The 21,017-nt window shown below is 43.3% G+C and carries 18 protein-coding genes; 9 read left to right on the top strand and 9 right to left on the bottom strand.

What is annotated here, in order from left to right:
- Window positions 1-173 precede the first annotated feature (173 nt).
- From ACNPNW_RS03035 to pdxR, 3 genes are all read right to left on the bottom strand, one after another.
- On the bottom strand, window positions 174-1,043 hold the full coding sequence (locus ACNPNW_RS03035) for an SDR family oxidoreductase (RefSeq protein ID WP_004730928.1): 870 nt from the start codon (window positions 1,041-1,043) through the stop codon (window positions 174-176).
- A gap of 366 nt (window positions 1,044-1,409) precedes the next feature.
- Window positions 1,410-2,864, bottom strand: a complete 1,455-nt coding sequence (locus ACNPNW_RS03030; protein ID WP_448766506.1) for an amino acid permease — start codon at window positions 2,862-2,864, stop codon at window positions 1,410-1,412.
- Between the two features lie 417 nt (window positions 2,865-3,281).
- Window positions 3,282-4,784, bottom strand: a complete 1,503-nt coding sequence (gene pdxR, locus ACNPNW_RS03025) for a MocR-like pyridoxine biosynthesis transcription factor PdxR (RefSeq protein WP_180180703.1) — start codon at window positions 4,782-4,784, stop codon at window positions 3,282-3,284.
- Window positions 4,785-5,112: 328 nt separating this feature from the next.
- Here pdxR and ACNPNW_RS03020 point away from each other — a divergent pair, with 328 nt between their 5' ends.
- The 3 genes from ACNPNW_RS03020 to ACNPNW_RS03010 all read left to right on the top strand — a co-directional run bounded on the left by ACNPNW_RS03020 (window position 5,113) and on the right by ACNPNW_RS03010 (window position 9,459).
- Window positions 5,113-6,384: a Glu/Leu/Phe/Val family dehydrogenase gene (locus tag ACNPNW_RS03020; RefSeq protein WP_448766508.1), complete on the top strand. Its 1,272-nt coding sequence runs from the start codon at window positions 5,113-5,115 to the stop codon at window positions 6,382-6,384.
- Between the two features lie 347 nt (window positions 6,385-6,731).
- Window positions 6,732-7,994 carry a 4-aminobutyrate--2-oxoglutarate transaminase gene (gabT, locus tag ACNPNW_RS03015; protein ID WP_448766505.1) on the top strand — a complete coding sequence of 421 codons (1,263 nt, stop codon included), beginning with the start codon at window positions 6,732-6,734 and terminating at the stop codon, window positions 7,992-7,994.
- A 16-nt stretch (window positions 7,995-8,010) separates the two neighbouring features.
- Window positions 8,011-9,459, top strand: coding sequence for an NAD-dependent succinate-semialdehyde dehydrogenase (locus ACNPNW_RS03010; protein WP_448766507.1), 1,449 nt, complete (start codon window positions 8,011-8,013; stop codon window positions 9,457-9,459).
- Between the two features lie 204 nt (window positions 9,460-9,663).
- Here the strand turns inward: ACNPNW_RS03010 and relB are convergent, their stop codons facing one another.
- The 3 genes from relB to ACNPNW_RS02995 form a co-directional block, all read right to left on the bottom strand.
- Window positions 9,664-9,945, bottom strand: a complete 282-nt coding sequence (gene relB / locus ACNPNW_RS03005; RefSeq protein ID WP_004280265.1) for a type II toxin-antitoxin system RelB family anti-toxin — start codon at window positions 9,943-9,945, stop codon at window positions 9,664-9,666.
- The gene (locus ACNPNW_RS03000) at window positions 9,938-11,242 is read right to left on the bottom strand and encodes a type II toxin-antitoxin system HipA family toxin (protein ID WP_448766504.1); all 1,305 of its coding nucleotides are present in this window, start codon (window positions 11,240-11,242) and stop codon (window positions 9,938-9,940) included. The genes relB and ACNPNW_RS03000 overlap by 8 nt, the downstream gene beginning before the upstream one ends.
- 249 nt (window positions 11,243-11,491) lie before the next feature.
- A complete protein-coding gene (locus ACNPNW_RS02995; protein ID WP_448766503.1) occupies window positions 11,492-12,541 on the bottom strand; it encodes a Rieske 2Fe-2S domain-containing protein in 1,050 nt (349 codons plus the stop codon).
- A 310-nt stretch (window positions 12,542-12,851) separates the two neighbouring features.
- Between ACNPNW_RS02995 and puuE the strand changes: the two genes are divergently transcribed.
- The 5 genes from puuE (at window position 12,852) to ACNPNW_RS02970 (ending at window position 17,005) form a co-directional block, all read left to right on the top strand.
- A complete protein-coding gene (puuE, locus tag ACNPNW_RS02990; RefSeq protein WP_448766502.1) occupies window positions 12,852-13,814 on the top strand; it encodes an allantoinase PuuE in 963 nt (320 codons plus the stop codon).
- Window positions 13,815-13,955: 141 nt separating this feature from the next.
- Window positions 13,956-14,459 carry a 2-oxo-4-hydroxy-4-carboxy-5-ureidoimidazoline decarboxylase gene (gene uraD / locus ACNPNW_RS02985; protein ID WP_004729754.1) on the top strand — a complete coding sequence of 168 codons (504 nt, stop codon included), beginning with the start codon at window positions 13,956-13,958 and terminating at the stop codon, window positions 14,457-14,459.
- On the top strand, window positions 14,456-14,776 hold the full coding sequence (gene uraH / locus ACNPNW_RS02980; RefSeq protein WP_448766501.1) for a hydroxyisourate hydrolase: 321 nt from the start codon (window positions 14,456-14,458) through the stop codon (window positions 14,774-14,776). The genes uraD and uraH overlap by 4 nt, the downstream gene beginning before the upstream one ends.
- Window positions 14,777-14,806: 30 nt before the next feature.
- Window positions 14,807-16,165 (top strand): nucleobase:cation symporter-2 family protein, encoded by a 1,359-nt coding sequence (locus ACNPNW_RS02975; protein ID WP_448766500.1) that lies wholly within the window; start codon window positions 14,807-14,809, stop codon window positions 16,163-16,165.
- Between the two features lie 126 nt (window positions 16,166-16,291).
- Window positions 16,292-17,005, top strand: coding sequence for an outer membrane protein OmpK (locus ACNPNW_RS02970; protein ID WP_114541707.1), 714 nt, complete (start codon window positions 16,292-16,294; stop codon window positions 17,003-17,005).
- Window positions 17,006-17,062: 57 nt separating this feature from the next.
- On the opposite strand, the gene ACNPNW_RS02965 is transcribed toward ACNPNW_RS02970, so the two are convergent.
- Both ACNPNW_RS02965 and alc read right to left on the bottom strand, forming a co-directional pair.
- Window positions 17,063-17,560: an ureidoglycolate lyase gene (locus ACNPNW_RS02965; protein WP_448766499.1), complete on the bottom strand. Its 498-nt coding sequence runs from the start codon at window positions 17,558-17,560 to the stop codon at window positions 17,063-17,065.
- A 12-nt stretch (window positions 17,561-17,572) separates the two neighbouring features.
- The gene (gene alc, locus ACNPNW_RS02960; RefSeq protein WP_448766498.1) at window positions 17,573-18,577 is read right to left on the bottom strand and encodes an allantoicase; all 1,005 of its coding nucleotides are present in this window, start codon (window positions 18,575-18,577) and stop codon (window positions 17,573-17,575) included.
- Window positions 18,578-18,787: 210 nt separating this feature from the next.
- Here alc and hpxO point away from each other — a divergent pair, with 210 nt between their 5' ends.
- Window positions 18,788-19,945: an FAD-dependent urate hydroxylase HpxO gene (hpxO, locus tag ACNPNW_RS02955; protein ID WP_086044845.1), complete on the top strand. Its 1,158-nt coding sequence runs from the start codon at window positions 18,788-18,790 to the stop codon at window positions 19,943-19,945.
- Between the two features lie 76 nt (window positions 19,946-20,021).
- Here hpxO and ACNPNW_RS02950 read toward each other — a convergent pair whose 3' ends face one another.
- The gene (locus ACNPNW_RS02950; protein WP_086044846.1) at window positions 20,022-20,945 is read right to left on the bottom strand and encodes a LysR family transcriptional regulator; all 924 of its coding nucleotides are present in this window, start codon (window positions 20,943-20,945) and stop codon (window positions 20,022-20,024) included.
- Window positions 20,946-21,017 lie beyond the last annotated feature (72 nt).

Raw genomic sequence — 21,017 nt, 5'->3', positions numbered from 1 at the left:
TGAGGGGGCAGTTGCATTAGCTTGTATATTTATTTGGCTACCTTTATCGGGTAAATTCTATACTTGAAATGTCAACAGACCCTATAAAAACAAAATTTTTAAAAAATATGAAAATCTAAAGATTAAATAGATGAAGATAACGGTCAACTAGAACCGCTATCTTCTTTGTCCGATTAGCCGTTAATAATACTGCCGCCATTCACATGAATCACCTGACCTGAAATATAGCTAGCTTCTTCACTGGCCAGAAATAAATACGCCGGTGCTACTTCACTTGGCTGGCCCATGCGGCCCATTGGGGTACTTTTACCAAAATCTTTAAGCTGCTCTTCATCAAAGCTGCTCGGAATGAGTGGTGTCCAGATAGGACCTGGCGCGACTCCATTGACGCGAATGCCCGTTTTATTTTTTAATAAATTGGTGGAAAGGCTTCGGGTAAATGTAGTGATGGCCCCTTTGGTACTGGCATAGTCAATCAGCTGATCATGTCCGTGATAACTGGTAATACTTGTCGTATTGATAATGCTGTCACCTTCTTGCATATGCGGAATCACCGCCTGAGTCAGGTGAAACATCGACAGAATATTCACATTAAATGTTTTAAGTAATTGCTCGGGCGAGATATCGCTAATACTTTCTTGCGGATACTGAACCCCGGCATTATTGACCAGAATATTAATCGTTTTAAATTCCTGAAGGGTCTGTTCCACCATTTTCTTGATTTCATCTTGATCCTGTAAATCACATTGAATCAGCAGGCAACGTCGGCCTTCATCTTCCACCATTTTTTTGGTGTCCCGTGCATCCTGATCTTCATCCAGATAGCAAATAGCGATATCTGCACCTTCGCGGGCAAATAAGACCGATACAGAGCGGCCAATTCCGCTATCACCACCAGTAATCAAGGCAACTTTGCCTTTTAATTTTTCACTGCCTTTATAATGCGGTTTAATAATTTCCGGTGCAGGGTCCATTTTGGTTTGTACACCCGGTTGATGGTCTTGTGTTTCAGTTGAAGCTGGGGTTTCAGGATAATGATTCATATCTTTTCCAATTCCAATGATTGTGGCCATATAAGAAAAAATATATTAGAAGCTTTTAGGCAAAATGAGGCTGGACTCAACATTTCATAACAGAATGTATTCGAGATTTATCAATTATTCGTTGAAACGGATCAGGTTGAGCAACCAGAACAGAAAAAGCTGATGAAACAGCTTCTGGCTACACTTTGATAGCTGAGGTGGTCTTGAAAGGTGAAATTTGATTAGGAAAGGTGAGGTATCAACGGAGATTTAAAATCTAGACATAGATAAGCATCTTTTTCTGGGAATATATAAGAAAAATAGAGAGTTTTTTAACTCTCCATTTATTCATTCTGATGTATTTGAAAAATTTCTATAGAAATAAATTTAAAGATTATCACTTAAATTAATTCTAGCCTGTGCTGCCTTTTCCTTTTTGGCTGAGGCTTTACCCCAGTTAAACTTTTGTGCACAGATGCCTAAGCCCACAATAAATAATGCAAGCACACTGGTATAAACCACTTCTTTAAAATAGGTTCCTTCAATAATCATGGTAATTAAAGCACCCACAATAAAGATAATGACCAGATAAGTTAACCATGGGAATAACCACATCTTGAATGGAATATTTTGTCCTTCAGCTTCCAGTTTTTTACGTAACTTAAGCTGAGAAATGGCAATCGCCAGATAAACATATAAAGATACGGTACCAGTCGCTAACATCAAGACATCATAAATATTCATACTTTCGGTGGCAGTCAGATAGATCGCCACGAAAGAAAACAGGCTTGAAAAAATGACACCTACCCATGGGCTGTTATTGCGGTTGGTTAAACCAAAACTCTTTGGTGCATCTCCACGTTTCGAGAGGGAATAGACCATGCGTGAACAGGTATAAAGTGCGGAGTTAAAGCAGCTACATACCGAGGTGAGCACGACAAAATTAACAATATGGCGCGCTTCCGGAATACCGAGTGCGGTAAGGGCCACACTATACGTACCCCAGGTCGGATCTTTCAATAAAGGATTATTGTGTGGAATCAGGCAAACTGTGATCAGCATTGAACCGACATAGAATAAAATGATACGCCATACAATTGAATTAGTGGCCTTACGAATTTCCTTGGCGGGATCTTTGGTTTCAGCTGCTGCTACGGTGACAATCTCTGCGCCCATATAAGCAAACATTACACCCAATAAGGCTGTGATGACGGATGAAAAGCCATTTGGCATAAAGCCTTGAGCGGTTAGATGAGTCGTACCGCCGAGCATAGAGGCATCACCCCAAGGCCAAAGGTGCATCACGGCCAGACTGCCAAATACCAGGAACAGTACAATGGCAATAACTTTAATCAGGGCAAACCAGAACTCGAATTCACCAAAGTTTTTTACGTCACGGAGATTGATCCAGACCAGTGCTACAGTGACCAGAAGCATATAGCCCCAGATCGGGATAAATGGAAACCAGCTATTTAGGATTTTCCCGGCAACAAAGGCTTCCCAGCCCATGAGCAACGTCCAGAAAGACCAGTATAACCAGCCGATAGAAAATCCAGCCCAGCGCCCGATTCCACGATCCGCATAGGTTGAAAATGAACCACTGTCGGGATTCAGTACCGCCATTTCTCCCAGCATACGCATGATGAGTAAAACTAATATTCCACCTAGAGTATAGGCAATGAGTGCAGCCGGTCCTGCAGAATAGATGACATTACCGGAGCCGACAAAGAGTGCTCCACCAATGACACCGGCAATTGAAATCATGGTGAGATGGCGTGATTTAAGTCCGTTTTTTAAGCCGTTTGATGATTCGGAATTGGAGAAATGTTGATGTTCTGCCATATAATTTCCCTTAATATCAATAGCGTAGCGGCAATAAAATTCCTTATTTGGCTTACGCTATCTTATCCTTTGAAACTGTAACCGAATTCATCAGTGCTTGACCAATATTAAGTTAATCTTAATAAAATGAATCCTTGTAGCCCTATAGACAGGATCACACTTTGATTAAAGTACGGTTACATGCTGTTCATGTATGCGGTTAATTTCTCTTTTTTGTTGTAAAGTGACGAGAGCCATTTTTGAGCAATTCAAAGGAGCCAATTGGCTTAAGAGATAAAAAATATAAGCAGGCAATATTTACAGAAAAATAAAGCTTACCTAAAATATCAGGCTAAAAGCAGGTTTACGTTCCCTTTAAAAATAAATTAAAAGCTTTTTGATTTTAAAAATATAATTGTATTGATCCCTGAGTTTTTACTAAGTTAAAGTGCGGATCCCATGCTCGCGCAAGCACTTTAACAATATCCCGAAAGCCACCAGAATTTCCTGTTCACTCACACAGGCAAAGCCCAGTAATAATCCTTTCTGCCGGGTGGAATAATGTTTGGTATAGTATTGCGATAAGGCTCTGACCTTGATTCCTAGTTCAAGCGCTTTGGATGCAATCAAGACATCATCACTGCTGCTGGGCAATTTTAAAATCAGATGCAAACCGGCGGCGGTATTGTATTCATGCAGAAAATCTTCACCTAAATGTCGGCGAATCAGGTCAATTAAAAAAGCGTGGCGTTTGCCATACAATAAACGCATCCGTCGGATATGCGCCTCATAATGTCCTTCACGGATAAATTCAGCCAGTGTTTGCTGATCGATTAAGTGACCACCACGATAAAGTTCCGAGGCCACAATTCGCAATGAAGAAAACAGCTGTTTTGGTACCACTAAATAGCCAATGCGCAGAGCCGGATAAATGGTCTTACTAAACGTCCCCATATAAATCACCGGAGAATCTGGCTCCAAACCTTGTAAAGAAGGATAGGGCTGGCCCGAGAACCTGAACTCGCTGTCATAATCATCTTCAACAATCCAGCTATTGTGTTGGCGTGCGAGTGCAATTAACTGTTTGCGCCGTTCCAAACTTAAATGTGAGCCCAAAGGATACTGATGCGACGGCGTCACAAAAATCAGTTTAGGTGGTTTCTTGGGATGCAGATCGGGAATAATCCCTTCCTGATCCACCGGTAAGGAACGCAGATTGACGCCATTAATTCGTAAAATATTACGCGCGCCCCAATAGGCCGGATCTTCGATCCAGACCTCATCGCCTATGTCGCTTAAAGTACGCGAAACCAGGTCAATTGCCTGATGGGTGCCTTCGGTAATAATGATCTGATCAGCATCGCACTGCACTGAACGGGCAATTTTCAGATATTCCGCCAACTCCTGACGCAGTTCCAGGGAGCCACCGGCATTGCTGTAAATCAGGTTATTGACTTGAGGTTCACGGCTCAAACGCGTTTGGATTTTGCTGAAAATATGATGCGGAAATTCGGTTACATCGGGTGCACCCGGTACAAAGGCTCCCCATTGATAAGGCGAAGCTGCGGAATAGCCGAGTAAGTAAGAACCGCGTTGCGACAGATTATAATTTTGCTGCGCTTTTTTTTCCGCAACCGCAGGAGAGCTTTGTTCTACCTTCACCAAAAAGGATTCAGGTAATTTCTCTACCACCCAGGTACCTTGGCCGGTACGCGCATCAACATAACCTTGTGCCTGTAACTGTTCATAGGCATTTAAAACCGTATTACGTGATACCTGAATTTCTTTGGCCAGATCACGCGATGCAGGCAAGCGGGTTTTGGGAGCCAATACGCTATCAATAATCGCGTTACGCAAGCAGCGGAACAGTCGCATCTGTAATGTTCCTGTGACATCTTGCTGCAATCGCTGCAGTAAATAATCTCCAAGCAAGCTACGCAATTGGCTCTCTCCTACAAATTTGAAATGGCTCTCGTGAGAGCGGTATTGCTAGGTGCAAAATAGTCTGATCAGGCAGTCATTGTAAAGTGTCTTGTATGCGTTTTGATCATCTATCTGCGGCTTGAATGCGAGCATACAGGCGGGCAGGCAATATACACAGATACCGATTAAAACTAAAGCGGAAAATCTAGACACTGATTTTGTTTGGAGCTCGCTGAACTAAGACCTGAATCAAGCAATGATTGCCATAACAGCCGAATAGAGATGTGTTGCAGCCGCCAGGACATACGACTGCATATAACAAAAGGATCATAGAATGAACATGATGATGAAAGGATTGACCTATACCGAGCAAGGTACAACGGCCTGGAACAATTATCTTAAGCAACTGGATAAAGTAGCGCCTTATCTGGGTGAGCTGAGTGAACGACTGGACATGCTGCGACGCCCAAAGCGCAGTTTGATTGTCGATGTTCCGGTCATCATGGATGATGGTACGGTTCAGCATTTTGAAGGCTATCGTGTTCAGCACAATTTAACTCGCGGTCCAGGCAAAGGCGGCGTGCGTTTTCATCCAGATGTCAATTTAGATCAGGTGATGGCTCTGTCGGCCTGGATGACGATCAAATGTGCTGCTCTAAATTTACCTTTTGGCGGTGCCAAAGGCGGTGTGCGAGTTGATCCGAGCCAGCTTTCCAAGCGCGAACTGGAACGCTTGACCCGACGTTATACGGCAGAAATCAATTTAATTATTGGACCGCAAAAAGATATTCCGGCGCCGGATGTTGGAACCAATCCGCAAATCATGGCCTGGATGATGGATACGTTTTCCATGAATGCGGGTTCTACGATTACTGGTGTAGTGACCGGAAAGCCGGTTCATTTAGGGGGGTCTTTAGGCCGCAGTAAAGCTACAGGTCGCGGCGTATTTATTAGCGGTCGTGAAGTTGCCCAGCAAATCGGTCTGGATTTAAAAAATGCTCGGGTTTGTGTACAGGGTTTCGGTAATGTGGGCAGTGAAGCTGCGCTGCTTTTCCAGGAAAATGGCAGCAAAGTGATCTGTGTTCAGGACCATTCTGCCACTCTGTATCAGAAAGAGGGGATTGATATTAAAAAGCTGCTTGAATACTCAAATACCCACCATAAAATTCAGGGATTTTCTACCAGCGATGAAATTTCTGCATCAGCTTTCTGGACCATTCCCGCCGAAGTCTTTATTCCGGCAGCGCTGGAAGGTGTGATTAATACTCAGGTCGCGCAAAATATTCAGACCAAAATGATTCTGGAAGGTGCCAATGGTCCAACATTGACTGAGGCCGATGAAATTCTGAGTGAACGTCATATTACCGTGGTGCCAGACGTAATCTGCAATGCGGGTGGCGTGACGGTCAGCTATTTTGAATGGGTTCAGGATTTGGCCAGCTACTTCTGGACTGAGGAAGAGATTAACCAGCGTATGGATGCCAGCATGAAAAATGCGGTACAGGATGTATGGCAAAAAGCAGTTCAGGCCGGATGTTCTTTGCGTACAGCCGCTTATATTCTGGCTTGTGAACGTATTTTAATGGCACGTCAGGAACGCGGGATCTATCCGGGTTAAGCGAAGTTTTTGCACCATGGATTAATTGATTAAACCGACTGGATTTAGTTGATTATTACCCATCCTAAATTTTTGCAATGGATTTTTAAATTGGCTTCTTTATTTAAAAAGGAGCCAATTTTTAGTGCAAATATAAATAATTGTTTATAAATAAAATAATTTTATATTTTGACTATTTTACTCGTTTTAAATAGATCAATTGGCTCCTTCTATCTGCTGCAAAGTGGCTCTCGTCTCATACGTATAAAAGCGCAAAATGAACCATATCAGCCAGTCTTTGGCAAATTTCTATCCCAAGATCCGGATAGCAAAATTTACAACGTATGAATCAAGAATGAGGATACAAAATGGACAGTAAACACTCAGCACTGAATGCACGTAAACAGCAGGCGACACCACGTGGTGTTGGGGTCATGTGTCAATGGTACGCAGAGAAAGCAGAAAATTCGACCATCTGGGATGCAGAAGGCAATCAATATATCGACTTTGCGGGCGGAATCGCCGTACTGAATACTGGCCATCGCCACCCTAAAATTATTGCTGCGGTCACTGAACAATTAACCAAATTTACCCATACGGCTTATCAGGTTGTACCATACGAGAGCTACGTTGCTCTGGCAGAACGTATCAATGCACGTGCTCCTATCCAGGGTGCTGCAAAAACCTCCTTCTTTTCAACGGGTGCTGAAGCTGTCGAAAATGCAGTTAAAATTGCCCGTGCCCATACTGGCCGTCATGGCATCGTGACTTTTGGCAATGGTTTTCATGGCCGCTCATTTATGACGATGGCCATGACCGGTAAAACTGCACCTTATAAACGCGACTTTGGGGTGATGCCTGGTGGTGTTTTCCATGCCCGTTATCCGGTGGAATCCAAAGGCATTAGTGTTGATGATGCAATTCAAAGCATCGAAGACATTTTCGCAGAAGATATTGCTGCGCATGACGTAGCAGCGATTGTGCTTGAGCCTGTACAAGGCGAAGGCGGATTTAATGTGGTGCCTGCAGAATTCCTGAAACGCTTGCGTGTACTATGCGATCAAAACGGCATTTTACTGATTGCTGATGAAGTACAGTCTGGTTTCGCACGTACAGGTAAACTGTTTGCGATGGATTATTATGAGACCAAGCCAGACCTGATCACGATGGCCAAGAGTCTGGGCGGCGGTTTCCCGATCTCAGGCGTTGTAGGTCGTGCTGAAGTCATGGATGCACCAAATCCAGGTGGATTGGGCGGCACTTATGCAGGTAACCCGATTGCTGTCGCGGCTGCCCATGCGGTACTGGATATCATTGAAGAAGAAGGTCTTTGTGAGAGAGCAAATGATCTAGGCGCAGAACTGGTTGATGTTTTACATGAACTGAAAATGTCTTCTAGCATGGTTAAAGATATTCGTGCACTGGGTTCAATGGTGGCGGTTGAGCTGGAAACTGCGGAACAGGCAAAAGCTGTACAAAACCATGCCATGCAAAATGGTCTGTTAATCCTGACCTGTGGTCGTTATGGTAATGTAATCCGTTTCCTATACCCGCTCACGATTCCGGCAGAACAGTTCCGTGCGGGATTGGCTATCTTGAAACAAGGGTTTGCACTGTCTGTCGCAGCCTAATGAAAGAGTAATGATCATGCTTCAAGCGCAATATAGAGATTTATTACAGCATCCTGATATCAGCTTCGATCAGCCTGCCACGGGTGAATATATTGAAGTCAGAGATGCAGCAACCCAAGCCACTTTGGCCTGGGTAAAATCCCATGACCGTACATCTGTAGAACAGCTAATTGCTCGTTCTCAGCAAGCCCAAAAAGCCTGGAAAACCAAGACAGCCCTCGAACGTGCGGATGTGCTTTGGGCCTGGTTCAATCTGATGCAGGAACATAAAGAATCTTTGGCTCAGATTCTGACTGCTGAACAGGGTAAGCCACTGGCTGAGGCGCGTAGTGAAATTGGTTATGCCGCTTCCTTTATCCGCTGGTTTGCCGAGCAGGCGCGGCGTATTGATGGTGACGTGTTGACGCCAACGCTTGCCCATCAACGTTTATTAGTCATTAAACAGGCGATTGGAGTAACAGCTGCAATCACGCCATGGAATTTCCCGGCGGCGATGATTACCCGTAAAGCCGCGCCAGCTCTGGCTGCTGGCTGTTCCATGCTGGTTAAACCGGCTGAACAAACACCTTTAACCGCCTATGCGCTTGAAGTTTTGGCCTTGCGCGCAGGTTTGCCACAAGATGTATTGCTGCATGTTAGTGGTGATGCGGTTGCAGTGGGTCAGGTCTTATGTGAAAGCGAAACCGTGAAAAAGTTAAGCTTTACCGGCTCAACTCAAGTCGGTCGTATCCTGATGCAGCAATGTGCGCCGACCATCAAAAAACTCTCCTTAGAACTTGGTGGCAATGCGCCAGTTCTGGTCTTTGATGATGCCAATCTCGAACAGGCGGTACAGGGCATCATGGCGAGTAAATTCCGGAACAGTGGACAGACCTGTGTGTGTGCGAACCGGATTTATGTACAAGATGGCATTTATGATGCGCTGGTAGAAAAACTGGTGGCTGCCGTTGCCAAGCTGAAAGTGGGTGATGGCCGTGATGAAGCCTCTACTCAGGGTCCATTAATTGATGAGGCTGCGATTGAAAAAGTGCAGTCACATATTGCCGATGCATTGAGCAAAGGTGCACAGGTGAAAACCGGTGGACAGCGTTCAAATCTGGGCGGTACATTCTTCGAACCTACGCTTTTGACTGAAGTTACCCAGCAGATGCGTATAGCAAAAGAAGAAACTTTTGGACCGTTGGCGCCGTTATTCCGCTTCAAGACTGAAGAAGAAGCGATTCAGATGGCGAACGATACAGAATTCGGTCTGGCCACGTATGTATTTACCCAAAGTACAGCACGTCAGTGGCGTGTAGGCGAAGCCTTAGAATACGGCATGGTGGGAATTAATACCGGAGCCATCTCTAATGAAGTTGCGCCATTTGGTGGAGTCAAGCAATCAGGGTTAGGCCGTGAAGGGTCTAAATTCGGTATGGATGAATACCTTGAAATGAAATATCTCTGTGTTGATATTTCTTCATAATGATGTTTAAAAAGTAAACTTATTCATTAAAAAACTGATGAGAAAATATCAGCCTCCAGTGAATCCCGTGTTTAATTTAAACCGGGATTCCTGCGATGGAGCAAGGACTCAATAAACAGATTGGAGGAGGGCATATTTTCAGTTGTTAAGTCATTCTTCTTCTCTAAAATTCCCCTAAATATCAATTAAAGCATCAGATTATCATCAGGATTTAACCCTGATTTCTAACTTTAAACCAAAAGCATCCAGTAATTTCTGCATAGACTTGAGTGTTGGATTGCCTTCAGGTTGTTCCATTTTCTGTAGAGTCTGGGGAGCAATCTTGGTAATTTTAGCCATATCGTTGAGTGTGAGGTGCAACTCGGTACGAATGAAGCGAGCAACCTGATGAAAAGGCCAGTCAGGATTGTTACTGACGGTTTCAAGTACAGACAATCTCTTTTGCATCTGTTGAATCGGAGTCAGTGGCTTGAAGCGTTTATCCATAATTCAGCTCCTCCAATTGTTGGCAAATATTATCAATTCGATACTGGCTATTTTCCAGAATTTCAGGTGCCAATTGCAGATGTTGCATGTGCTCGAGTAACCCCTGATAAAGTGGTAATTGTTCGATTAATACCGCTTTGATTTCTTGTGGATCAATCATCGTGCTTTCGGCGATCTGTTCAATGACTGAATGCCAAATTGGCATGCCACCATGATCATCTCGCTCCCAACGTGTAGTTCGGGCAATACCATCTGGATGGAGCCACATCGGCGCAAAATCAAATAATGGGGTTAGTTGAATGATTCCATTATTGAAACGTTGAATCGCTGTATTACGGGTATGATTGTCTTTATTGCCTAAAGCGACATTGGCAAGATCACGCTTCAAATATTCAAAGATTTCCTGTTTTGGTTCAGTACAGCATTGCATCAACAGGCTACAGATCTGGTTATGGATCATTCTTACCCCAAAACCGGCTTTCCCCCCCAGAGAAGCAATACTTTCCTGGGCAATTCTTTCAACCTTCCCATCGATGATCTTACGGTCGAATCGGGGAATGAATAAAGTCTTGCCATGCAGTTCCAGTTCCTGATGAACACGAAGTCCCAGATACTGGGCAATTTTCATATATAAGGCTTCGTGCATCAAAATTTTATCTAAATTCTGATCACTGCCACGGCTGAATTTCACCAGCCAATGCTGCTTGACCTGATGATCTGTCAGCGTGTGATCCAGATAGAACAGGTCATCGTGACCTTGAGTTAACAGTAATTTTGGCCACTCGCCCTGAATACCAGAAGAACCGGCAATAAAAAGTCCATAAGAGGCTAAGGATTCAATAAATTTTTCTTGACGTTCTACGACTTGGTCCAGACTAAAGCCATGATTCTGCTGAACAGGGAATTGCCCCTGTAGCCATTCATAAGCCTCTTTCACCCGTAAGTTACCTATCGGATTGCCTGCACCTGCTTTTAAAAGCGCCCAGTCTGCTTGTTCCTGAGTATTTTCAGAAAAATTAAGCTGACGGAGTAATTCTTTACGACCATAACCTTGAGGTAACAAATCCATCAGGAAGGCCGGCCAGGTAGATTGCAATGTATTTTGCACATTTACCGGTAAATGATAGGCTAGCGCATGCCCATCGCTTAGGTCCATATAAGAAATAGCATATTCAAATAGATATGATGTGCGCGTGGCTGCTTGCCATCCAGTTTGTTGTTGACCGACAATCTCAACAATAGCGCAATCCAGCCATTCATCTTCCTGATAAATCTGCAGTGTGCAATATTGATCCATAATTTTATTAAAATAGTAAAGTAAAGTGATTTTATTTATTATATACCTATTCTAATAAAAAACTAATTTTATCTTCTTAAAGTTCTTTATCGTTCTAAAAGGCCTTATCTTCACCAGAATACAAGGCTTATGAGGCTATATAACAAGATGTATCCTCATAGAAATCACGATATAATCCAATTGATTTTTAAATATCAGAGCATCTCTAACCCTTACTACCTATAATCGCTTTTTCACTTGAATGAACTTTTAAGCAGCAAATAAAGGACTAAATCCCCGTTTACGTAGTAATTTTCGGTACATACTCGAGCTTCGATCTGCCGGAAAATGCGCTTCTAAAGATAAGTCCAGAGGTAAATATTCAGGTTTCTGATTTTCTACAATCACACGATCTTCCTCGAAAATTTTCATATTAAAGGCATAGGCATCTTCAACCGGTAAATCTTTATCATAATTGCGGCAAATAGGTGCAAAAAGTCGTGTTGAACGCGCAGTCATGGGTGAAGCCGCATTCATGATGACCTGCTTGGCATGATTTGGAAAATGAATCGTAAGTGTTGCAGTAAAGGGTAGGCTCACTTCAAAATGACGTAACCATTTAAAATCTTCCTGGCCACGCTGCTCGATTCCGATCGGATAACGTCCCACACTGCTGATATAATCTGCATTAAAACCGACCTCCGTTTCTGTCGTACTGTAATCAGGAACTTTTACATCCTCCGGATCGCCAAAAGTGTCTGGATGCACCCAGGCAAAATGAGCCACATCAATAAAACCTTCGAGCTGTCTTCCTGCAAAACATTGAATGTCTATCTGAGGGCAGACCAGTTGCTGATACTCAGCATCATCCCAAAAAGGCATGTTAGGAATATGAGGTTCTGCATCTTTTGTAGCGCTTAATGAACACCAGATCAGACCATACTTTTCTACCGCAGCATAAGTTTTCAAATGGAAACGTTCCGATATTTTATGCTGAGGATGTGCAGGAATACGGTTGCATTTACCTTCATTGCCAAAGCGTAAACCGTGATAACGACACACCACGCCTTGGCCGTCATTTTTTCCCAAGCTTAAAGGTACACCGCGATGCGGACATGCATCTTTCGCCACCACCAGTTCATCGTTCATTTTATAAATCACCAGAGGCATATCAAGCAGCATGCTACTTGTTGGCTGATCTGTAATATCACGCGCAAGTGCAATCGGATACCAGTACTGAGCCAAAAGATGCCAGTCATGTTCCTCGAATGTCATATGGACGGGTAAGTCGGGACTAAACGTGGCGATATTTGTATTCATAATGGGTTCTGTGTCGTGACCTTTAGCTGGACTATAAAACAGCAAGGTGTTCTATGAAATTTCAATTAATAGGACATAGGATTGCGTAAATCAGAACACTGACCGGCGATTGAAAACAAATAAGCATCTTTCTAGGTTTTTTATATTCAACCACGCAAATATTGAGATGGGATATTTCTAAGCTTAAATCTCCCTAAAAATAATCTTTTTAAGCCTATGTTCGCGCTGTCGATGCTCTACTTTGGCGCACAAATTGCTTATCACGCGTATAGACCATTGATCATTTACTCAGAATCGACAAGGAATTGATGTGACGACTAGCTATTTACGCGGACAAGAACTTATTGACAGCATTCGCAGTGCACCTTATTCGCGTGACCTGATTGGTTATCATGGCGAACCACCAAAAGTGCAATGGCCAAACGGCGCGCGTGTCGCGGTACAGTTTGTACTGAATTATGAAGAAGGTGGGGAAAACCACATTGAACATGGTGATACAGGATCAGAACAGTTTTTATCTGAAATCATTGGTGCTGCCAGCTTTCCAGATAAACATATGTCGATGGATTCGATGTACGAATATGGTTCACGTGCAGGCTTCTGGCGCATTCATCAGGAGTTCCAGAAACGTGGTTTGCCAATGACCATCTTTGGAGTCGGCATGGCCTTAATACGTAATCCTTATGTGGTCGAGGCAATTAAAGCAGCTCATTATGATGTGGTTTCACACGGACAGCGCTGGCTACATTATCAGGACATGCCGCTTGAACTCGAACGCCAATATATGGATCAGGCGATCAGTGTTCTGGAAAGCCTGTTTGATGAGGCACCGATCGGCTGGTATACCGGTCGGGACAGTCCGAATACCCGTCAACTTCTGGCTGAATTTCCTCAAATCAAATATGACGCTGATTACTATGGGGATGACTTGCCATTTTGGAGCACCTTGACCAATCAGGTGGGGGAAACACGTCCACATTTGATTATTCCTTATAGCCTGGATAGCAATGACATGAAATTCAGTTCACCTGGCGGTTTTAATAGTGGGGAACAGTTTTATCAATATCTCAAAGATGCTTTTGATGTGCTCTATGCCGAAGGTGAAACTGCGCCAAAAATGCTGTCGATTGGCATGCACTGCCGTATTTTAGGACGGCCGGGACGTTTTAAAGCCCTGCAAAAGTTTCTGGACTACATTCAAAATCATGACAAAGTGTGGATTTGCCGCCGTGGGGATATTGCCGAGCACTGGTATCAACATCATGCGCCATAATCATAAAATATATTGGAAAAGATCAGTTTAATGCTCTTTTTTGAGTCATGTAGTTTATGAAAATCATAAAAATTCAGCTTTGGCACTGTTATTGCAAAACCAGTTTTAAATAACCAAGCAATATAATCAGGCGATTGAAGAGTGCAACTTGTTGAATTTAATCAAGCATCAACAGAAGATGCGATGATCTTTTTAAAGCACTGTGTGCAAATACCCAGCTGGTCGACCGAGCTTGCCGCAAAACGTCCTTATGCATCGCTTGAGGATATTTTGAATGCAGCGCAACAACAAGCGGCGACCTGGAGTTGGGATGAGATTAAAACTGCACTGGATAATCATCCCCGTATAGGTGAAAAACAGGCACAGGCTGAATTAAGTGAAATAGAAAAAGACTTTTCCCATCGTGAACAATCCGGTATTACAGCAGATAAAGATACCCAGCTCGCTCTACTTAAAGGCAATCTTGCCTATGAGAAAAAATATGGGTTTATCTTTCTGATCAAAGCCGCTGGATTGAGCAGTGAAGACGTCCTTCAAGCCCTGAACTATCGTTTGCTAAATGACCCAGAGATTGAGAAACGTATTGTCCATCATCAACTGGCAGAAATTGCCTTGTCACGACTGGCTCAGGAGCTTCATGCATGATTAGCACGCATATTTTAGATACACATCTGGGAAAACCTGCGACAGACGTATTAGTTCGACTTTTTGCTGAAGACGGTCGCTTGCTTGCTGAAGCAAAAACCAATGCAGACGGCCGCGTTAGTGATTTCAGCATGACCGAGTTTAAAGCGGGTGCCTATAGTCTTGAGTTCTTTACATCTGCCTATTTTGAAAATTTGGGTTTAGAAACTTTTTTTCCTAAAGCAGTCATTCACTTCTATATAAAAGATGCATCCCAGCATTTTCATATTCCTTTACTGATCAGCCCATTCGCGTACTCCACATATCGCGGAAGCTGATTTTATATTTAGACTTTGAGGGTGAGAAAAATGACAGAGCAAAGTAAAACAATATCACCTGAACATGAATATTTAGGTGCGGGAAAAAGTGCAGCTTATGGTTTACAACACGTACTGACCATGTATGGCGGAATTATCGCACCGCCTTTAATCGTGGGAACAGCAGCCGGTCTGAAAGCTTATCAAATTGGATTATTGATTGCAGCGGCCCTATTTGTGGGTGGTTTAGCCACAATTTTGCAAACCGTTGGGGTGAAATATATTGGCGCGAAATTACCTTTGGTACAAGGGGTTTCTTTCGCTGGCGTTGCGACGATGGTGGCGATTGTGACTACAGGCGGTGGTTTGCAAGCAGTCTACGGTGCAGTCATTGTCGCCTCATTGATCGGTTTTTTCCTCGCGCCTTATTTTTCCAAAATTATCCGTTTCTTTCCACCTGTGGTAACCGGTTGCGTCATTACTATCATTGGTTTGTCCTTATTACCGGTGGCAGTCCGCTGGATGATGGGCGGCAATCCCAAGGCACCAGAATGGGGAAGTGTCGAAAATATTGGTCTGGCACTGATGACCTTGGCTTTAGTCGTCTGCCTGAATTTGAGCCAACATGCTGCTATTCGTCGCTTGTCTATTTTACTGGCAATTGTTTTAGGTTCAGTACTGGCTTATTTATTCGGTTTTGGTGATTTCTCTAAAGTTGCGACTGGTAGCTGGATCCAGGTACCTAGCTTCTTCGCCTTTGGACTACCGACTTTTGAGTTAACCGCCATTATTTCCATGCTCATTGTTACTCTCGTGATTATGACCGAAACCACAGCAGATATCATTGCAGTGGGTGAGATTGTAGGTACCAAAGTGGATGCGGATCGTATCTCGAATGGCTTGCGTGCCGATATGTTATCGAGTGCGATGGCGCCTGTTTTTGGGTCATTCATGCAAAGTGCTTTTGCGCAAAATGTCGGTTTGGTGGCGATTACCGGAATTAAAAGCCGCTTTGTGGTCGCTGCGGGTGGCATGATTTTAGTCGTGCTGGGTTTACTGCCCATTATGGGACGTTTGATTGCTGCCATTCCTGTACCGGTATTAGGTGGTGCAGGTCTGGTACTTTTTGGAACAGTCGCTGCAAGCGGGATTCGTACCTTGGCTAAAATTGATTATAACGAGCAAAAAAATCTTATCATTGTTGCGACGGCTATTGCAGCCGGCATGATTCCCATTATTGATCATTCCTTTTATGCCAACTTTCCAAAATGGGTGCAAACCTTGTTTCATTCGGGGATTAGCTCAACCTGCTTAATGGCCATTTTACTCAACCTGTTGTTCAATCATCTGAACCTATTTAAAAATAAAAGCACAGCGACTACAGAAATTGTGGCAAAGATTCCACATTAGAAAATTTAAACCAGGATGAAAACAGTCCAGAAAATGGGCTGTTTTTTTATCAAAAATTAAAAATGTTGGCTTTGTTTTTGCTTAATTCAGAATGTGATTCTTTCATTCCATTGGGGACCCTTATTTATGAAATTCACTCAACTTACTGCTGCAACATTACTTGTATTGGGTGCGGCATCCGCACAGGCAAAACCGATCTGGCAAGACTTCAGTGTCACCGGACTTTATGGAGAAAACTATGAGGTGGTCGATGAGAAACAGGCGACTGCGACCTTTGAATATACGGCAAAAGTAAAATATGCAGATGTCTTCTTCTTCATTGACCGTATGCGCGGTGCAGATGACTTTAAATCAAGTTATTTTGAATTTTCACCACGTTTGAGCTTGGGTGAAGTGTCAGGCCAGAAACTTGCCTTTGGCCCGGTTAAAGATGTACTGGTCTCAACGACCTGGGAAGGTGGAGAAGGTTTTGATAACTTCCTCTACGGCGTAGGTTTCGATCTGGAAATTCCCTATTTCCGCTATGCTAGCATTAATCTTTATCGCGTGAATAATGAGAATATTGATGATGATTACCAGTTGACACTGACCTACGGCGTGCCAATTAAACTGGGAACTGAAGAATTTCTGGTGGATGGCTTCTTGGACTGGTCTACAGAAGAAGATACTCATGACAGCGAGATGAACTGGACCACCCAATGGAAATGGAATGTCGGTAAACACATTTCTCCAGACACCAATTTATATCTGGGGATTGAACATTCTATCTGGAACAACAAATTCGGTATCCCAAATGCCGATGAAAATAATGTCAGTGCTTTAGTGAAATATCACTTCTAGGCAAAGTGATGAAGAAATAAGTTAAAAGCCCTGATAAAAGGGCTTTTTTTAATGCGTTTAAAATACGATCTGGATGTTTTCAGGAAAAGGATGAACATCACAATTTGATCCGCTACCTATACGATCCACTACGACAAACTCGCTGGGTGCTTCAAGGGTCAATAATGGATGATGCCAGGTTCCGGCACGATAATTTATCCCTTGAGAACCATCACTGATAAATACCTGAATCTGACTAATATCGGGCTGTGTATAATCAAGTTCAGGCGCTACAACGATTAAAAATTGCTGGCCGTGCATCGGAATAAAAGCCTGTGATCCTAGAGGATGCCTTTCCAGCATTGAGATTTGAAAAGGAATTGCCGTAGCTTGCATATTTCTAAAAATACTCAGTCCGACCTTGGTGTCACTTTCTACTTCAGCCAGGGCATGATAACGCTCAGTCTGCTGCTCATTGATATGAAAATAATGATTACCCTGACAGGCAATGACTTCTCCAAAAGGCAGAAAACTTTCAGTGCTTAAAGGCTGTATTTTTATACTTTGCATATGCATGCTATTCATCATTTAGGCCACTTTTCCCCAGAGCCGAATCCGGCTAATACCGCCATCGGGAATCATATTGACGCGGATGTGGGAAATTTTTTCGTGTTGTAAAATCTCATTGATGTAATGATGAATATGATCCATTTGCATAGGCTGAGCTTCTAACAAAAAAGGCCAGAACATACTTTGTGGAATAAGTTGCTCATCGGTTGCATCCTTAACATAGATGGCTTGAATAGAAACCTCGGCAGGGAAGTTACCTTTAAAATGGGCGGTATCAATTTCAATTTTCTCGATTCGGGCACTGGCGCCTAAAGCCAAAATGCACCAGTCAAATCCTGGAGCACGACGCCGTTTGGTTTCCCAGCCATCGCCCATGTTAATGCCACGTCCCGGATTAATCAGATTGCGTGGATGTCCAAAATGCGCATCGCTATAGGCAACGACACGGCCACCATGTTCTAGTGCCAAAACATCTAGCATTTGATCACTATCTTGCAGATTGATTTTTACCTGACCATAGACCTTAAAACGTGCAATCCCACCGTCAGGATAAATATTCAAACGGACATGGGTAAATATCTGCTTTGCTGAAATCTGAACAATATGATGCTGGCTGGGGCCCAAGACATTATTTTCTATAATGCTGATCCATTCTGCCTGATCAAGATTTCCATCTGGCGCATAACATGCTTGCACAGCAGCAGAGGCCGGATAATTACCGCTAAAAAAAGTCGTATCAATATCCAGTGCCTGTATTTGACCTGCAACAGCAAGTTTAATGATGGCCCAATCATAGCCCGTGTGGCGCTTGCGACGGGTTTCCCAGCCATCCATCCATTTGCCATGCTCATCAAACTTGTCTTCGATAAAGACCGGTGCCTCAAATTGCAACATGCGTTTTGCTTCAGCAAAAAACTCATCTGAACATTCAAGAATTTCTGCGCCAATTCGGGCATCTGCAAGGTTAGTTAACTGCTGTACTGGAGCAGGCAGATCAAAAATTGGAGCTAATAAGGTCGCCATCTTAAATTTCCATCATTGGTATACGTCACATGAATATGCACTTTTATAAATACAAATTTAGGTCTTCTGCCTTTATAAAAACAGGACATTGAAGGAATTTAAAAGCACAGCGTGTGCCAACTCTTGCTATTTATTTAGTGCATTTTTTTCAGGATGGCACGTTTTTAGCATTTTAGCTGGCAATGAAGATGAAATAGCCAGGAGGAATAGATGGAGATTGCAATTATTGGGGCAGGCATGGGCGGATTAACCACAGGAATTGCACTAAAAAAGTTCGGACATCGGGTCACCATCTATGAGCAGGCAGAACAGATTTTACCTGTCGGTGCTGCAATTTCCTTGTGGTCAAACGGGGTGAAGTGTTTGAACTATCTGGGCTTAACTGAACAGGTAGCAAAGTTAGGTGGCCAGATGAATGACTTAGCCTATATCGATGGTTTGAATGGCGAGGTCATGACGCAGTTTAGTTTGGCGCCGTTAATTGAAGAAGTCGGTCAACGTCCATATCCGGTATCGCGTGCTGAATTACAAAATATGTTAATGGATGCGTTTGGCCGGCAGGATATTCAGCTCGGTAAAAAAATGATGTCTATTGAGGATAAGGGGCAACACGTTGAAATCGGTTTTCAGGATGGCAGCACTGTTTCTGCAGCATTATTGATTGGCGCAGATGGTACCCATTCCATGACGCGTCAGTATGTATTGGGCAAACAGGTTGAACGCCGTTATGCTGGCTATGTGAACTGGAACGGACTGGTTGAGATCTCTGAAGATTTAGCGCCCGCACAGCAGTGGACCACTTTTGTCGGTGAAGGCAAACGCGCTTCACTGATGCCTGTGGCAGAGCATCGCTTTTATTTCTTCTTTGATGTGCCATTGCCCGCAGGTCTGGAGAATCAACATTCGGAATATAAGATCTTATTAAAGCAATATTTCTCTGGCTGGTGCTCCCAGGTTCAATGCCTGATTGACAGTATTGATGAGCAGAAAACCAATCGTGTCGAAATCCATGATATTGAGCCTTTTAACCAGTTTTATAAGGGCCGTGTGGTAATTTTAGGGGATGCGGCACATAGCACCACACCGGATATCGGGCAGGGAGGTTGCCAGGCAATGGAAGATGCGGTCTATCTGGCACGTGCCTTACAAATTAATACGCTAGGTCTGGAAGATGCCCTGAAACGTTATCAGAATAAACGCAATGAACGCGCCAATGAATTGCTGCTACGTGCACGTAAGCGTTGTGATGTCACGCATATGAAAGATGAGCAAATTACCAAAGACTGGTATGCAGACCTGCGGAAAGAGCAAGGCCCACATATTATGAAAGGCATTATTAGCAATATTGTGGGTAATCCATTGGATTAAGTTTCATTAATAGCATCACATATCGAGAAACCACGATTTTAGCCATCGCGGTTTTTGTTATTTAAGTATGAAAATACTACAGTTGCTGCACCTTGCTTTTTAAGGCCTCCATTTGTTCAATAATATGTTTGATCATCAACTGGGAAACGCGTGAAATCTGGCGTTTAGGCGCCACACAGAGAGCAAGGGTTAGCGGATGCAGCCCTTTTTCAGAGATAGGTTTAAAGACCACTTCATCTCGCTCGACATAGGGTAAAACATCGAGATAACTAAAAATTCCAATCCCGGTATTCGCCTTAATGAGAGTATTCATCAGGCGGATATCATTCGATTCCGTTTTACGTGCGGGTATAAATTGATGATGTTTATACAGTGCCTGTACATAATCATGAATAATCAGGGGGTCGGCCGGAATAAAATGGTTGTCATTCAAGGTATCGGAAAAATAAATCTTTTCTGCTTGAACAAGAGGATGAGACTTACCCATCACAAAACCTAAAGGCAGTTCCAGAAAATGGAGGACTTCAATATGTTGATGGGATTTTGGATTCAGGATCAGGCCAAAATCCAGATCTGCCTCAATCACTTTTTTGGCTACAATTTCACTGTCTGCGACCCGGATATTAAAATTAATCCAGGGATAATGTTCATACATATATTGCACGGACTGCATGACAAAACCATCATTCAAGGCAGAAATTAAACCAAATTCGATGGTCCCACGCGTAAGCCCCTGAATTTCATCAAAGCGAATCCGGGTTTGCTGGAATTCTTTTTGCCATTTCATAACATCGGCATAGAGTAATTCGCCCGCCAGTGTCAGTTTTAAACCATTGGGCAAGCGCTCAAATAACATAATTCCCAGTTCTTCTTCAGCCAGAGCAATTTGCCGATGTACTGCAGACACGGAAATGAATAATTGATCTGCGGCCTTGCGTAAACTTCCCGTTTTCGCCACCGCGATAAAATATTCTGAAAATCGGGAAAAAGGCGTATTCATCAATTTAGGGCGTGTCATCAATTAATGGAGATGATTGTTGATGCTAAGTAGATCGCTGATAAGAAGTTTTGA

The sequence above is a fragment of the Acinetobacter endophylla genome, from assembly GCF_053543775.1.
The sequence above is the reverse complement of the archived record's forward strand: the minus strand, read 5'-3'. Positions and strand labels throughout refer to the sequence as shown.